The organism is Bradyrhizobium sp. NBAIM08 (assembly GCF_020193935.1).
In the GTDB taxonomy this organism is placed as follows: Bacteria; Pseudomonadota; Alphaproteobacteria; order Rhizobiales; family Xanthobacteraceae; genus Bradyrhizobium; species Bradyrhizobium yuanmingense.
Genome location: NZ_JADYVR010000004.1, coordinates 619598 through 634010, shown reverse-complemented (window position 1 = coordinate 634010; position 14413 = coordinate 619598). Strand labels below are relative to the sequence as shown.

Here is a 14413-nt window from a genome sequence, read left to right as displayed (position 1 = left end):
TCTCGTTTCTCCCTGGGAATGGACCGATCGGTTAACTGCTTCATGGAACAGGGCGGCGGGAAATTCAACCGCCCAAAACGGGCATCACCCCAGCGCCACGAACCTGAATGCGTCGCCGTCTCGCTTGATATGTCCGGCGGAATAATGACCGCCGATCACCAGTGTGGGTGTGTCGGCAAAGCGCGAGAACACCGCGTGCCGGCTTGCCGCCGAACGCGCGGGATCGGTATCCACGGTCGAGCACCAGTCGAGATGGGCCATCTGGCAGGGATGATGGGCAACGTCGCCGGTCAGAAGCGCCTGCTCGCCATCGGACTCGATCAGGACGCTCATGTGCCCCGGGCTGTGACCGGGGGTTGGGATCATTTCGATCTCCTCGCAAAGCCGATGGTCACTCGGAACCAGATCGGCCTGGCCGGCATCGACCACTGGCTTCACGGAGTCGTTGAACACCGCGACCTTGTCCGGCTCGGCCGTGTAATCACGCCAATGCTCATATTCGGTCCTGCCGAAAAGATAGCGCGCCTTCGGGAAGGTCGGCACCCATCGGCCGTCAACCAGCCGCGTATTCCAGCCGACGTGGTCGACGTGAAGATGCGTGCACAGCACGGTGTCGATGCTGTCAGGCGGAAACCCCGCCGCGGTCATGGTCTCCAAGAACGGCGTGCTGCGGTTGTTCCAGGTGGGGACGCCGCGGCCTTGCTTGTCGTTGCCAAGGCCGGTATCCACCACGATCCGGCGCGTCGGCGTCTCCACCACCAGCGAGTGGATCGACATTTTCAGCCGGCCTTCGTCGGTGGCGAAATGCGGGATCAGCCAGGGCAGCTTCTGGATCTCGTCATGGGTGGCTGCCGGCAGGATGAAGCGGGTCGAGCCGACCGTCTCCATTTCGACGAATTTCGTGATCCTGACCTTGCCGACCTTCCACTGCATCCGCCGCCTCCCATTTTCTTGCTCTTGCGCTGGAACATGCACGTTTTCTGCCATCGGGCGCAATGGATCATCTGAGGTGATGTGGCGTTATCGCGGGGAACTGGATGCTAGCCGAAGAGGACGCCATGCCAGAGCTTGCGATTTCCGCGGAAAAGGTCGCCTTTATCATCGAGAAGGCGCGCGAATTCGACGTCAAGGAGGGGGCTTCTGATCCGGACTCCGGCTCGAACGCGGCCGACGACGATATGATGGACGTCCTCGACGACGATGGCTCCGATCCTGTCGTCCAGGAGCTCGGAAGCTTCATGATCGCCTTGAACGAGGACGAGCAGCTCGACCTCGTCGCGCTGACCTGGCTCGGCCGCGGCGACGGCACGATCGATGACTGGGACGATCTGCGCGCCCGCGCGTCGGAGGCGCGCCGTGAATATGGCAGCCCACGCCGCGAAACGGTGCACTATCTGCTCGGCGAGCCCATGCTGGGCGATCTGCTCGCGAACGGGCTCGACGAATTCGGCATCGACTGGACCGATGAGCGCACCACCGCCGATTCCTCCGCTCCGAGCCAGCAGGATGAGGACGAGCCGACCAAGCAGCGGTGATGATTTTACCTCGCCCCGCTTGCGGGGAGAGGTGGGCGCGAAGCGCCGGGTGAGGGGGAGTCTCCGCGAGTCCGACTGTCACCGTGCTTGCGGAGAGAGCCCCTCACCCCAACCCTCTCCCCCGTAAGAACGGGGCGAGGGAGTACATCTGCAAACGCGACTACAGCGTCCCCGGGAACGCGCCACCATCCAGCAGAATGTTCTGTCCGGTGATGAAGCCGGCCTTGGCGCCGCACAGGAAGGCGCAGGCATAGCCGAATTCGTCGGGCTGACCGAAGCGCCCCGCGGGGTTGAGCTTGGCGCGCTCGGCCAGGATCTGCTGCGGTGTGACACCGCGCTTGTCGGCTTCGCCCTTCGCGGTGCTGGTCAGGCGATCGGTCTCGAACGGGCCCGGCAGAAGGCCGTTGATGGTGACGTTGTTGATCACCGTCTTGCGCGACAGGCCGGCGATGAAGCCGGTGAGGCCGGCGCGCGCGCCATTGGAGAGGCCGAGAATGTCGATCGGCGCCTTCACCGCGGCCGAAGTGATGTTGACGATGCGGCCGAACTTGCGTGCCATCATGCCGTCGACCGTCGCCTTGATCAGCTCGATCGGGGTCAGCATGTTGGCGTCGATCGCCTTGATCCAGTCGTCGCGGGTCCAGTTGCGGAAATCGCCGGGCGGCGGGCCGCCGGCATTGTTGATCAGGATGTCGGGCTCGGGGCAGGCCTTCAGCACCGCCTCGCGGCCCGCCGGCGTCGTGATGTCGCCGACGATCTCGGTGACCGTCACGTCGGGATAGGCCTTGCGGATCTCGTCGGCGGTCTTCTTCAGCGCATCAGCGCCGCGCGCGGTCAGCGTGACGTCAACGCCGGCCTCCGCCAGCGAGAAGGCGCAGGCGCGCCCGAGGCCCTTGCTGGATGCACAGACGATGGCGCGGCGACCTTTGATCCCAAGATCCACTGTTTCACTCCCGTAAATGTCAGGCAGGTTTTGGACGGCGGCTACATTAGCCAACTGTGATGCCGCTGATAAGGGATCGGCCCGCACCAAAATGCATGCGCCTCGCGGCTAGCGATGCAAATGCGCCAGATCAGATCCGCCGCTCCTGCTTGAGGCGGTCGATCGCGGCGGCAGCCTCCGGCGGCAGGGACTTGAAGCCCATCTGGCCCGCGGTCGAGAACAGCGGCCGCAGATGCGAGCCGGCGAGGAAGGGCGGCTGGCGGTTCGTCGGCACGATGTGATCGAACACCAGCACCAAGGTGGTGGCGACGAGGCCGACCCTGACGGCGCCGAGCGCCGCGCCGCCGAGCCGGTCGCCGAGGCCGGCCTCGCCGATCGTGTCGTTCAGCGCGATGCGGCCGATATGGCCGAACAGCATGCCGACGACCACGAAGATGGCGAAGAACCAGATCCAGTTCTGCAGCAGCGGCGAGTTCGGATTGCCGGCGATCTGCGGTGCGATCAGCGGCATCAGCGCCACCGCGATCGGGGCGGCGAGCAGATAGGCGAGGATGGTCATGGCGCTGCGTAGCAGCCCGGTCCTGAACCCCAAGCCGACCGCGACTGCCAGCGCGGCATAGACGGCGAGATCGAAACTGTTCATGCGCGAAAGCCCTGCCTCGACGGAACGAATGAACGCCGAGCCGATCATTCCGGTTTCAGATCGCTAAAATCGTCTGTATTGGTGGCTCCAAAGCTTAAAGGAACCGTCCAAGGAACGCGTCATGTCAGACCTATTCGACGTCAGTAAAGAAACCATCCTCGTCACGGGTGCGAGCCAGGGGCTCGGCCGGCAATTTGCCCGGGTGCTGGCGGCGCATGGTGCGGCCGTGGCGCTCGCTGCGCGGCAGACCGACAAATTGAAGGGCCTGGAAGAGGAGATCCGCGGCAAGGGTGGTCGCGCCGCTGCGGTCGCGCTCGACGTCACCGACACTGCCTCGATCGCCAAGGCGGTCGATGCCGCTGAGGCCGCGCTGGGCCCCGTCACCGTGCTGATCAACAATGCCGGCATCGCCATCGAGAAGCTCGCGACCGAGCAGACCGAGGCGGATTGGGACGCCGTGATCGGTGCCAATCTCAAAGGCGCCTATTTCCTCGCAACCGAAGTGGCGCGGCGCATGATCGCGCGCAAGCAGCCGGGCAACATCGTCAACATCGCCTCCGTGCTCGGCACCGGCGTCTTGAAGGCGCTCTCGCCTTACGCGATCTCCAAGGCCGGCATCATCCAGGCGACGAGAGCGATGGCGCTCGAGCTCGCGGGCCAGAACATCCGCATCAACGCGCTGGCGCCCGGCTATATCGACACCGAGATGAACCACGCCTTCTGGTCGACGCCGGCAGGCGAGCGCCTCGCCAAGCGCATCCCGCAACGCCGCGTCGGCGCCGAGTCAGATCTCGACGGCGCGATTCTGCTGCTGGCGTCGAATGCGTCGCGCTACATGACGGGCAGCGTGGTGACCGTGGACGGCGGGTTCCTGCTGAATTGAGCCCAACTGTCGTCCCGGACAAGCGCGCCCCAAGCGCGCGCCGATCCGGGACCCATAACCACAGGACGTGGTTTGCCGAAGACTCGGAGTTGCCATCTCGCGGCACGACTTCTCCCTGTGGTTATGGGTCCCGGATCGGCGCTTACGCTTGTCCGGGACGACAGCGGCATATGACGCGAAACCGTCGCCTAACTCGCCCGCATCTCTCCACGGATCATATCCGCTGCCTTCTCCCCGATCATGATGGTCGGCGCATTGGTGTTGCCGCCGATCAGCGTCGGCATGATCGAGGCGTCGACGACGCGCAATCCTGCCACGCCATGCACCTTCAACGCCGGATCGACCACGGCCATCGCGTCGGTGCCCATCTTACAGGTGCCGACGGGGTGATAGACGGTGTCGACACGCGCGCGCAGAATGGCGCGGATGTCCTCGTCCGTCTTCACGTCGGATGTGAACATGTCCTTCTTCTGCAGCGCCCGCATCGCAGGTGTCTCCATCAGTCGCCGCGTCGTCTTAAAGCCGGCGACCATCGCCTCGAGATCCTCCGCCTCGCCCAGAAAGTTCGGGTCGATCATCGGCGCTGCGAGCGGATCGGCGCTTTTCAGCCAAATGCTGCCGCGGCTCTTCGGCCTGAGCAGACAAAAATGGCATGAGAAGCCCGCCTCCTTGTGTTTCTTGCGGCCGTGGTCGTCGAGCATCGCGATGACGAAGTGGAGCTGGATATCAGGCACGTCGAGATCAGGCCGGGTTTTCAGGAAGCCGCCGCATTCGGCGAAATTGGTGGTCATCACGCCGCGCCGCTCGCGGCGATATCGCTGGATACCGCGCAGCAGGGATGGCAACCGACTGATCGAGGCGTGAACGAAGTGCGGATAGTCGGAGGCGTAGACGAACACGAAGTCCGGATGGTCCTGCAGATTGCGCCCGACGCCCGGCAGGTGATGCACGACGTCGATGCCGTGGGCAGCAAGCGCATCACCATCGCCAATGCCCGACAGCATCAATAGCTGCGGCGACTGGAAGGCGCCGGCGGCGAGGATCACCTCGCGGCGGGCGCGCAGCTGCCTTGTCTGCCCGCCCTGCACATATTCGATGCCGACGGCGCGCCCTGCTTCGAACAGGATCTTCGTTGCCTGCGCTCCCGTCTCGACCCGCAGATTCGGCCGCTTGCCGAGATGAGGAGCCACATAAGCCCGCGCCGCGCTCCAGCGCTCGCCGCCCCGCTGGGTCACCTGGTAGCTGCCGAGCCCTTCATGGTCCTCGGCATTGAAGTCCTCGCGGATCCGGAACTGCGCCTCGCGTGCGGCCTGATGGAAGATGTCGTGAATCGGATTGTCCGAGCGCAGCCGGTTGACATGCAGCGGTCCGCCCTTGCCGTGATACTCGCCGTCGAAATCGGCGTTGTCTTCCGAGCGCTTGAAGTAGGGCAGCACGTCCGCATACGACCAGCCGGAATTGCCGAGCGCGGCCCAATGGTCGTAATCCCATTTGTGGCCGCGGATATAGACCATGGCGTTGATCGCCGAGGACCCACCGAGGCCCTTGCCGCGCGGCTGATAGCCGATGCGGCCGTTCAATCCCTTCTGCGGCACGGTATCGAACGCCCAGTTGGCCGCGGCATAGGGCAACGCGAGCCCGAAGGGCGTGGTGATCCGCCAGGTGTCGTTGCGTCCCCCTGCATCAAGCAGCGCGACGGATGTGCCCGCATCCTCCGACAGCCGCCCCGCAATTGTGCAGCCGCCCGAGCCCGCGCCCACGACGACGAAATCGAATGTGTCGGTCAATGTTGTTTCCCCCCCGTTTACCGTCATTCTGGGGCGCGCGAAGCGCGAACCCGGAATCTCGAGGTTCGCTTCGCCTCCCGGAACGGCACCCCGGCGTTTTCGGCCTTAATCTTGTTGCCGCAGGCTGGCCGTTTGTGGAACTTCTGGCAAGAGCGCGCGGAACGGCGCGGAAACTCGTCGATTCCCCTGTCATGAAGTCGAAAAAAACGTTCCCGCAGCCCTTTCCAAAGGCAGTCCGCCTTGATACATACCCACCGCACCCGACGGGCATTGCCCCTCGGGTCGCCTTCCAAGGAAGCCTTTGGGACGGAAGTGGAAAGCCAGCGCGACCAGCGCCGGCCTCAACCGACCGTCCCCAGGATTTAACCGAAGGCACGCAAAGCTTTAACGCGGGGTGGAGCAGCCCGGTAGCTCGTCAGGCTCATAACCTGAAGGTCATAGGTTCAAATCCTATCCCCGCAACCACCGATGCTTGCGATAGCAAGTCATCCAGAGCCCCGGCCTCCGAGAGGAAGTCGGGGTTCTTCTTGCCCGCCGCAAATCGCAGGATCGCAGCCAGGTCACCGCGCAGGACGATGGCGAGTTGTTCCGCCTCGGGCACGAGCGTCACCTGGTCGACCAACGTACGGAACACCTCCGCCGCCTCGGATCTCTCCTCTTCGCTCTGCAGGCTTTCATAAAGCGCCGAGATGCGCTGCCGATAGATCTCCGCCATGCTCGGGTGCAAGAGCGGCGGGGGGTCTTCGGCGTTCGCGAGCAGATCGGTCAACTCCGCCTTGCGAGCTTCGAGCGCATCCATCTCAGCCTTCATCGACGGTTGATACATGCCATCTTTGATCGCGGCGATGATGCCTCGAATCTGCTTTTCGACTCTTCCCAACTCGCTCTGCCAAGCATCCTGATCGGTTCGACGTTCGATGCGCAGCCGGTTCACTTCACGGGTGAATTCCTCGCAGAACTCCTTGAACAATTCGGGCTCCATCAAGTGCGTCCGGAGGCCGCTCAATACGGATGTCTCCAGCGTATCGCGCCGGATGTTCCGGCGATTATTGCACGTCCCCTTGTTGCGCGCCGTCGCGCAGCCGAGCAGGTCCTTCGAAATCATCGTGTACCCGCCGCCGCAACAACCGCATTTCACCAGGCCGGCGAAGAGATACCTAGGCCGCCGACGGTCATTGAGCTTGTTCTCGCCGGGGGCCGAGGGCTCGTAGGCGAGTGCCTGCTGACGCGCCTTGACAGCGTCCCAGGTATCCTGATCGACGATGCGCAATTCGGGGACGTCCAGGATCACCCACTCGGGTTCGGGGTTGAGCCGAGAAACCCGTTTGCCAGTATCGGGGTCCTTCAGGTAGCGAAGCCGGTTCCACACGAGGCGGCCGACATAGAGTTCGTTGTTGAGGATGCCAACGCCGCGCTTTGGATTGCCGTGAATGGTCGATGGTCCCCATTCGGCGCCTTGTGGTCCGGCCACACGCTCGCGGTTCAGTTCGAAGGCGATCGTGCGCGAGGATTTGCCGCAGAGGTAATCTGTGAAGATGCGGCGGACGACAGCCGCTTCGGCCTCATTGATCGTGCGATCGCCGCGGATTGGCTCGCCATTGGCAGCGAACTGCCTGACGACGTCATAACCGAAGCATCGTCCCCCGCCGGACTTGCCGTCCTCGATGCGGCCGCGCAGACCTCGCCGCGTCTTGTCCGCCAGGTCTTTCAGGAACAGGGCATTCATTGTGCCCTTCAGGCCGACGTGCAGATGCGTGACGTCTCCCTCCGAGAGGGTGACGATCCGCACGCCGGCGAAGGCCATGCGCTTGAAGAGCCCAGCGATATCCTCTTGATCACGGCTGAGGCGGTCCATCGCCTCCGCCAGCACAATGGCGAACTTCCCGCGAGTTGCGTCGCTGATCAGTTCCTGGATGCCGGGGCGAAGCAGCGATGCACCGGAGATCGCCCGGTCGGTGTAGCTGTCGCCGATCGTCCAACCTTGCTTCTCGGCGTGCAGGCGGCAAAGCCGCAACTGGTCCTCGATCGAAGCGTCACGCTGGTTGTCGGAAGAATAGCGGGCGTAGAGCGCAACCTTCATGACGCCTCCTTAGTCCGGGAGACAGTCACGCTTTCGGCTATCCGTCTCGGCTTGAACGAAATCCCGCGCGGCTTGCCGAGCCAGCAGCCGCACCAGATTGATGAGGCGCGGATCAGGCCTCGACGTGACGGACGCAACCGAGGCTCCGGGCGCCGCATCGGCGACCACGCGAAGCCTTTCTGCAGTTGTTCCTCTCGGTCGCGCCACCGCGGCGTCCTTGCTGCTACGCGGATCGCTCCGCATCGTGACAAAGATGGCGAGTTGCAGTCGCAACGCAAGAAGAAATATCCAGTCAGATCAATGCATTGTGGCGTAGCTGTGCGCTGTTCCGGAATGCGGAGCGTAGCGGATCGGGAAATCGCAAAGTCGAGCGCACGAGAAACATTCTCGTGATCACCTCTGCGAGATGCAATTTGCTTGACCCCGACGTCGGACAACGCACCGCCCTCATATTCACCGCTGCCGACGTAACACGAGACTCTAGCGGTCTTGCGGCAAGGTCGAGATTCGGCTATATAACCAGATATACTATGGAGGCGGTCGGTGAGCAATAGCGCGCAGAAAAGGGCGATCGAAAATTACCGATCCCGGCTGACCAAGCGGGGCATCGTGCGGTTTGAGCTCCAAGCCCTCGAGACCGACCGCGACCTCATCAGAACGCTTGCCCGTAAGTTGACCGAGGAAGGGCCAGAAGCTGGGGATCTTCGGCGCACGGTGCAACAGGCCGTTTCTGGCGAGCCACCGAAGGCCGGTGGCATCTTGAGTGCGTTGCGTCGCTCGCCGCTCGTTGGTGCCGATCTCGACCTGACGCGCCCCCGTGAAGAAGGGCGTAAGGCCGATCTGTGACGCGCTATCTTCTCGACACCAACATCATCAGCAACATCGTCAAGCCGAAGCCGTCTGAGTCACTATTGGCCTGGATGGGGGAGCAGCGCGATGAGGATTTGTTCATTGCCTCACTGACAGTGGCCGAAATCCGGCGCGGCATTCTGGAAAAGCCGCACGGCAAGAAGCGCGACGCGCTCGACGCCTGGTTCGCCGGGCCGGAAGGACCGCAAGCGCTGTTTGCAGGGCGCATCCTGTCGTTCGACGACAGGGCTGGCTTGGTTTGGGCGCGGTTAATGGCGGAGGGGAAGGCCGCCGGTCGTCCTCGTAGCGGACTCGACATGATCATCGCCGCCGTCGCCGGTGCGAATGACTGCGTGGTTGTGACGGACAACGAAAATGACTTTGCCGGGCTTCAGATCATCAATCCATTGCGCGGCGGCTTGTAGGGGGAAATGCATGACGGGAGGGGCGCCTGAACCCATCGAGTATCAGCTCATCGGTCTGACTGAGGACGGCAATGCTGGCGACCTCCTGCTTGGGCTTGATCAGAAGCAGGGGCGCATTCGCCTCCAGGCGCTGATCTCCGAATGGCTCCGCATGGAGAACCTCGTTGTGTTGACGGGGTCAGGCACGTCGGTTTCCGCTGGCGGTAAAACCATGGCGAACCTTGAAACCGCCGTCTTCGAAACGATCGAGGTTCTCTCCGACGCGCCCGCCTCAGTTGGGCCTGTCATCAAGGCGCGTCGGGATGCCGTCTCATTGGCCGACTTGCTCGACGAGCCCACCATGGGGTTCGAGCAGTGGCTATCATTTGTTGCCAATTCCCTCGTCGTTGGTAACTCAAAGGACGCACCATTTTCTGGCGTCACTTGGCCGGGCACGCCAGCTCCAAGCCTTGATGACCTCCAATGGTTTGTTGATCGCCTGCGCATGTCGATCTTCTTGGAATGCGCCCTGTCTTTGCCTGACTCTGCCAAAGCGAAGTCTGCAAGCGAGATCGCGCCGCAGCTTGCATTTTTGTCCAAGCTCGTCGCGCGTGACAGCAATCTTGGCCGAACCCATCTCTTCACGCTGAATTACGACACGCTATTCGAGCAGGCACTGGAGTTGCTAGGCATCCAATATTTCGACGGCTTCACCGGCCGCGCAGCCGCTCGCTTCGATCCATCGGTTTATGGGCTCGACGTCTATTATCCGGGTGAGGTTGCCGAAGGCCGGGTGCGGCGCTTCGACAAGTTCCTGCACTTCTACAAACTGCATGGGTCCATTCATTGGTTCGAGCAGGACGGTGAGATGCGCGCGCGGCATCCCGACCTCGTCCCGTTCCGAACCTATGCAGGTTTGAATCCGGATGAGAAGGCGGCCGTGCTCGTCAAATTGGCCGGCGGAACGCCATCGGTTGGTATCCTGCCGACTGCCAACAAGTTCGCGCAGACCCTGACGATGCCCTATGCGCATCTCTTCCGGTCCTTTCAGGTACGCCTCGGTGTCCCCCAGACCTTCCTGCTCGTTCTCGGTTACGGCTTTGGCGATGATCACGTTAGTCGCATCATTGAGAACGCGCTCATGAATCCGTCGTTGGTGATGCTCGTGGTCGAACCTAACCCAGCCAGCCCGGTCATCGAGCGGGTGCGCCGCTATAAGGATCTCGGCAAGCGCGCCTTCGTTTTGTGCCCGACGGATGGCGCCTTTGCTGCTGCCAAGTTCAAACACGCGACGTTTGATGATTTCGCCCGCTCGGTGATGCCCGACGTGCAATGGCTGGACGACTTCCTGCGCCTGCGGCGCTTCGAAAAGCAAATAGCTTCGTCCGCGACGCCCGCTGAACCCGCTCCGGGGGCGTAAGATGGATAATCCACGTCTCGTCGGCCATATTGTCTCGGTTCAAGGCTTCCGGGTGAAGGTGGAATTGCTGCCCGAAACCAGATCGGCCCTGCGCGCGACCCTTGATGGGGTTCAGGCTGCGATCGCGATCAACGCGTATCTGACCTTTTCATTGGGGGCGGGCGAAACCGTCATCGGTATCATTACCGATCTTGAGGCACGCGAGAGCTTCGATCCCACCAGCGGCGATGAACTCAACCTGGAACTCATGAGGCCACGCCGGACCGCCAGCGTGCAGTTGCTAGGTACCATCGAGCATACCGACAATGACCCGTCTTTCAGCCCGGGTATATCCATCCTGCCAACACTCGATACACCGGCAGAAATCGGATCACCCGACATCTTGCGCGCCGTCTTTGAAATCCCGCCCCGTCGCAACAGGCCGGAGGGTTATGATGCGACGGACTTTGACTGCGACTTGAAGATCGGATTTCCGACGGGCCAGGCGCGTAACGTCGTCCGGGCGTCCTACAATGACCTGTTCTCGAGGCCCTTGGCCATCGTCGGCAACACCGGGTCGGGCAAGTCATTCTCGGTGTCGAGCCTCATTCAGAAGGCCATGAAAGCGCTCGACGGCGCAGCAGAGGAGCCGCATGTCTTCATTCTCGACATCAATGGCGAATACGCCAAAGCCTTTCCTGCCACAAAAGCAGCGGTACGCTTGCCGGATCGCATCTATCTCAATGGCAAAGAGTTCGGCCTCCCGCTCTGGTTCCTGAACGCGGAGGAGATCTGTGCATGGCTGAGCGCGGCGGAACAGACACAGGAACCCGTGTTGAAAGACTGGTGGGCGATCGCCAAGGGCGGCAATGCCACGGCTGCGGCCAGTCTCGGTTCGCTGCAGAACGCAATGAGCGCGCTCGATCAACTTCTCAGCGAACTTACCAAGATCAAGAAGAAGGCTGCGGGTTCCTATTGTGACGCCGTTACCGGCCATCTCGCAAACACCGACATCGACACCGCGGCGTTCGATAAACTGTTCACCTCACATCGCTCCGCTAACGACTACAACACCGAGGTCATGAACAATCAGGCTGTGATCGCGGCCGAAGCAGAGAAGCTCAAGGACGCCATCCGATCTAAGATTGTCGGCGGGCGTGATACGGCGGAGGCCGGCGCGCGCACTGCGGACTCTCCACTTCCGATCGCGCGCTCGACATTGACCGATCCATCACTGATCAACCGCGCCGTATCGAAGGAGGACACCTTCCGGGTGGACGCCCATCTCACCACGCTGAAGCTGCGTTTGAAAACCCGCCTTGATGACAAAAGGTGGCGTGCATTCCTCAACTATGAAGACGCTGACACTGCTATCGCTAGTTTGTCCGCCTGGTTCGCTCGTTTCGGATTAGGGGCTACGACCGGTCCAAAGGTGTCGGTGCTCGATCTTTCGATGCTGAGCAACGAAGTGCTGCCCTATGCATGTGCCGTCATCGGGCGCGTGTTGCTGGAGGCGCGGGAACGCTTGCCTGCTGCGTCGCGCTACAAACATCCGTGGGTTCTCGTCCTCGAAGAAGCACATAACTATGCCCGACCCGCTCGCGCGGACGAGGATCGAGGTCATCGTCTGGCGCGACTGACCTTCGAGCGTATCGCAAAGGAAGGGCGCAAGTTCGGCCTGTCGCTCATCATCGCCAGCCAACGTCCGAGCGAGATTAGCCAGACCATCATCAGTCAGTGCGCTAACTTCATCAGCCATCGTCTGCAGAATCCGGACGACATCGACCATTTCCGTCGCATCATTCCGATGCAAGCCCGGCGCTTGCTCGATCAGGTGACGATATTGTCGTCAGGCGAAGCGATTGTCTTCGGCAGCGCCTTCCACATCCCCACACGAGTGCAATTCGATAGGCCCGATCCCAGCCCCTATAGCCAGACGGCGGCGCCTTTCCATGAGTGGTCGAAGGAAGACGCCCCGTTTCCGCTGGGGCAGATTATTGATGCTTGGGGGGCCTAATTCAAAGGTTCTTTCGCCAAGCTTCGCGTGGTGCCCTGACTTTGAATTGAAAGCTTCTCGATGCCTTTGCCGGTACGTGTTACGGATCTGATGATTGATCGAGAGGCCTATCATGTCTGCCGGCTTTTGACCTCGCGCGATTTCGTCAGCTTTTGCCGCGACCGGAACATACCCGTGCAGGCCGAGCGGCTGCGTCATCTGGAGCGGCTCGGCTTGTTCTTCCCGATGCTACGCATTCACCGGATCGATGTCGTCCATAAGGTAGAGTTTCTGGACGGCGGCACCCGGTTCCGTGATCTGGGCCAGTTGCGTCCGGACGAGGCTTGGGATGGCGATGTACAAACCGAGCTTGCGTGGTTCGATTTCAGCCAGCGTGTCATGCAAAGCTGGATAGAGCATGGCAACGCGTGGGATCCGCGCGCGCGGAGTTCGCCCCACGCAGCGACCGTCGATACCGACCCGCGGCGCCATGAGGCTTACTACTCGCAATTTCAGGCATTCGAGCTTGACTACCTTCTTCGTCCGCTGACGGCCACCGTCCATATCGAATGGGCCTTAAGGGACGATGGCACAATCGATCCAGCCTGGGGCGATCAACTCAAGCCGAACCTGTCGGAGTTCGCTACGAATATTGCGAGACACAGAACGCCAAATCCCGATAGAGACTTGAGCGCCCTCTGTCAGATTATTTCGGATCGTTATTATCCAAAGACGCAAGGGGACGAACGCCACATCATGATTTCTACGGGTGGTATGGATCACCCCAGATGGGACTGGTATCAATTTGCGCGAAACTGGGACGCCGCGGCCGTGGCCGCTGCATTGGATCTCGGCAAGGACGAGCTGAGGCGCCTTTATGAGCGCGTGTTCCTTCTGTACCGTACCACCGACCCCCTCGAAAGATGGCAAGGACTGGTACGCTTCATCAGGCTCGATAAACGGCAGCGCTTGAAAGACGATGCGCTGCGAGCCCAGACTTTCGGTGAAATGGCGAAGATGCTTCGGCTGTTCTACCGCGATGCCTTCGGCGAGAGCATCGATCCACGTGGCGAGTTCGGCACGACGGTCATAGACCGCGTGCCGGACATTGTGGTAGAAGACGATCCGCTGCGTGCGCTTGAGCTTGTTGCGAACGATTTCGGTATCAATCCCAAGCCCCAGGTCGTGCTGTTCGTCGAGGGCGCGACGGAGCATGCGGCGGTCCCACGATTGTTCGACAAAATGTTTGCCACGACACCCAATGTCTTCGGCATCGAGCTGGTGAACCTCGGTGGGGTGTCGAACGCGACCGGAGGCAAGGACAGCACGCACAGCACGTTATGGCGGCTGATTGACTATCTGCATCACCATCAAACCATTGCCTTCGTCCTGCTGGACAATGAAGGACTTGCGCCGGTCAATATCGGCAAGGGCCTGCGGCGTGCGCAGTCCATCCATTTTCCGGATCGGCGCGCCACCCGGTCAAACTACGTCAAGCTCTGGAAGCTCTCGTTTGAAATGGACAACTTTAACAACGCCGAGCTGGCAAGAGCGCTGACAAGTTACGCGGAGGGAAGGGCGCGCTTCTCGGCGGCCGATGTCAAGCTTTGCCGGGACAGCGTTCGTACCGCGCGCAAAAACATCAAGCTGCTTACCTTGGAAACGCTTTATACGCAGCGTACTGGCGGTCCTTTAAAGAAGCCTCAGTTCGGCCAGATCCTCGTCGATCTGATGTTCGACCCGTCGACCAAGCGCAAGCCGCAGCACCGGCCAATCGTGCGGTTCCTGGACAAGGTTGCCGGACTGGCTTCGACGCAATCATCAGCCCGTGACGCATGCCATCTGGGAGTATAACCAGCGTACCGGGTATTTCGGGACATTGCGCCCTGGCGCA

General features: G+C 61.6%; 12 protein-coding genes and 1 tRNA gene. 8 read left to right on the top strand and 5 right to left on the bottom strand.

The genetic code is table 11. The features are described 5' to 3' along the window. Nucleotides 1-84: 84 nt before the first annotated feature. The gene (locus tag I6F37_RS17690) at nt 85-933 is read right to left on the bottom strand and encodes an MBL fold metallo-hydrolase (RefSeq protein ID WP_225152187.1); all 849 of its coding nucleotides are present in this window, start codon (nt 931-933) and stop codon (nt 85-87) included. Nucleotides 934-1058: 125 nt separating this feature from the next. Here I6F37_RS17690 and I6F37_RS17685 point away from each other — a divergent pair, with 125 nt between their 5' ends. Continuing rightward, on the top strand, nt 1059-1535 hold the full coding sequence (locus I6F37_RS17685) for a DUF3775 domain-containing protein (RefSeq protein WP_035997316.1): 477 nt from the start codon (nt 1059-1061) through the stop codon (nt 1533-1535). A 160-nt stretch (nt 1536-1695) separates the two neighbouring features. On the opposite strand, the gene I6F37_RS17680 is transcribed toward I6F37_RS17685, so the two are convergent. Both I6F37_RS17680 and I6F37_RS17675 read right to left on the bottom strand, forming a co-directional pair. Beyond that, on the bottom strand, nt 1696-2478 hold the full coding sequence (locus I6F37_RS17680) for an SDR family oxidoreductase (protein ID WP_035997153.1): 783 nt from the start codon (nt 2476-2478) through the stop codon (nt 1696-1698). Between the two features lie 130 nt (nt 2479-2608). Beyond that, on the bottom strand, nt 2609-3121 hold the full coding sequence (locus I6F37_RS17675) for a CvpA family protein (RefSeq protein ID WP_225152185.1): 513 nt from the start codon (nt 3119-3121) through the stop codon (nt 2609-2611). Between the two features lie 121 nt (nt 3122-3242). On the opposite strand from I6F37_RS17675, the gene I6F37_RS17670 reads away from it, so the two are divergent. Beyond that, entirely contained in the window at nt 3243-4004 is a 762-nt protein-coding gene (locus I6F37_RS17670) for an SDR family oxidoreductase (protein ID WP_225152183.1), read from the top strand. A 188-nt stretch (nt 4005-4192) separates the two neighbouring features. On the opposite strand, the gene I6F37_RS17665 is transcribed toward I6F37_RS17670, so the two are convergent. Then, complete coding sequence (locus I6F37_RS17665; protein ID WP_225152181.1) at nt 4193-5791, bottom strand: GMC family oxidoreductase; 1599 nt, start codon at nt 5789-5791, stop codon at nt 4193-4195. A gap of 388 nt (nt 5792-6179) precedes the next feature. Between I6F37_RS17665 and I6F37_RS17660 the strand changes: the two genes are divergently transcribed. After that, nucleotides 6180-6256, top strand: a tRNA-Met gene (locus tag I6F37_RS17660). Here the strand turns inward: I6F37_RS17660 and I6F37_RS17655 are convergent. Further along, nucleotides 6213-7871, bottom strand: a complete 1659-nt coding sequence (locus I6F37_RS17655; RefSeq protein WP_225152227.1) for a recombinase family protein — start codon at nt 7869-7871, stop codon at nt 6213-6215. The two genes, I6F37_RS17660 and I6F37_RS17655, sit on opposite strands and share 44 nt — an antisense overlap. A gap of 543 nt (nt 7872-8414) precedes the next feature. On the opposite strand from I6F37_RS17655, the gene I6F37_RS17650 reads away from it, so the two are divergent. From I6F37_RS17650 to I6F37_RS17630, 5 genes are read left to right on the top strand one after another with little or no spacing between them, the layout of a single operon-like run. After that, nucleotides 8415-8717, top strand: a complete 303-nt coding sequence (locus I6F37_RS17650) for a hypothetical protein (protein ID WP_036044850.1) — start codon at nt 8415-8417, stop codon at nt 8715-8717. Continuing rightward, nucleotides 8714-9145, top strand: a complete 432-nt coding sequence (locus tag I6F37_RS17645; RefSeq protein WP_036044852.1) for a PIN domain-containing protein — start codon at nt 8714-8716, stop codon at nt 9143-9145. The genes I6F37_RS17650 and I6F37_RS17645 overlap by 4 nt, the downstream gene beginning before the upstream one ends. A 10-nt stretch (nt 9146-9155) precedes the next feature. Continuing rightward, nucleotides 9156-10544, top strand: a complete 1389-nt coding sequence (locus I6F37_RS17640; protein WP_036044854.1) for an SIR2 family protein — start codon at nt 9156-9158, stop codon at nt 10542-10544. Nucleotide 10545: 1 nt separating this feature from the next. Continuing rightward, complete coding sequence (locus tag I6F37_RS17635; protein ID WP_036044856.1) at nt 10546-12540, top strand: ATP-binding protein; 1995 nt, start codon at nt 10546-10548, stop codon at nt 12538-12540. Between the two features lie 60 nt (nt 12541-12600). Next, the gene (locus I6F37_RS17630) at nt 12601-14373 is read left to right on the top strand and encodes a TOPRIM nucleotidyl transferase/hydrolase domain-containing protein (RefSeq protein WP_157785248.1); all 1773 of its coding nucleotides are present in this window, start codon (nt 12601-12603) and stop codon (nt 14371-14373) included. Nucleotides 14374-14413: the final 40 nt, after the last annotated feature.

What these genes read in the sequence shown, in the direction of transcription:
- I6F37_RS17690 (WP_225152187.1), bottom strand. Translation starts at nt 933, where the DNA reads ATGCAGTGGAAGGTCGGCAAGGTCAGGATCACGAAATTCGTCGAAATG.
- I6F37_RS17635 (WP_036044856.1), top strand. Translation starts at nt 10,546, where the DNA reads ATGGATAATCCACGTCTCGTCGGCCATATTGTCTCGGTTCAAGGCTTC.
- I6F37_RS17670 (WP_225152183.1), top strand. Translation starts at nt 3,243, where the DNA reads ATGTCAGACCTATTCGACGTCAGTAAAGAAACCATCCTCGTCACGGGT.
- I6F37_RS17655 (WP_225152227.1), bottom strand. Translation starts at nt 7,871, where the DNA reads ATGAAGGTTGCGCTCTACGCCCGCTATTCTTCCGACAACCAGCGTGAC.
- I6F37_RS17675 (WP_225152185.1), bottom strand. Translation starts at nt 3,121, where the DNA reads ATGAACAGTTTCGATCTCGCCGTCTATGCCGCGCTGGCAGTCGCGGTC.
- I6F37_RS17640 (WP_036044854.1), top strand. Translation starts at nt 9,156, where the DNA reads ATGACGGGAGGGGCGCCTGAACCCATCGAGTATCAGCTCATCGGTCTG.
- I6F37_RS17630 (WP_157785248.1), top strand. Translation starts at nt 12,601, where the DNA reads ATGCCTTTGCCGGTACGTGTTACGGATCTGATGATTGATCGAGAGGCC.
- I6F37_RS17685 (WP_035997316.1), top strand. Translation starts at nt 1,059, where the DNA reads ATGCCAGAGCTTGCGATTTCCGCGGAAAAGGTCGCCTTTATCATCGAG.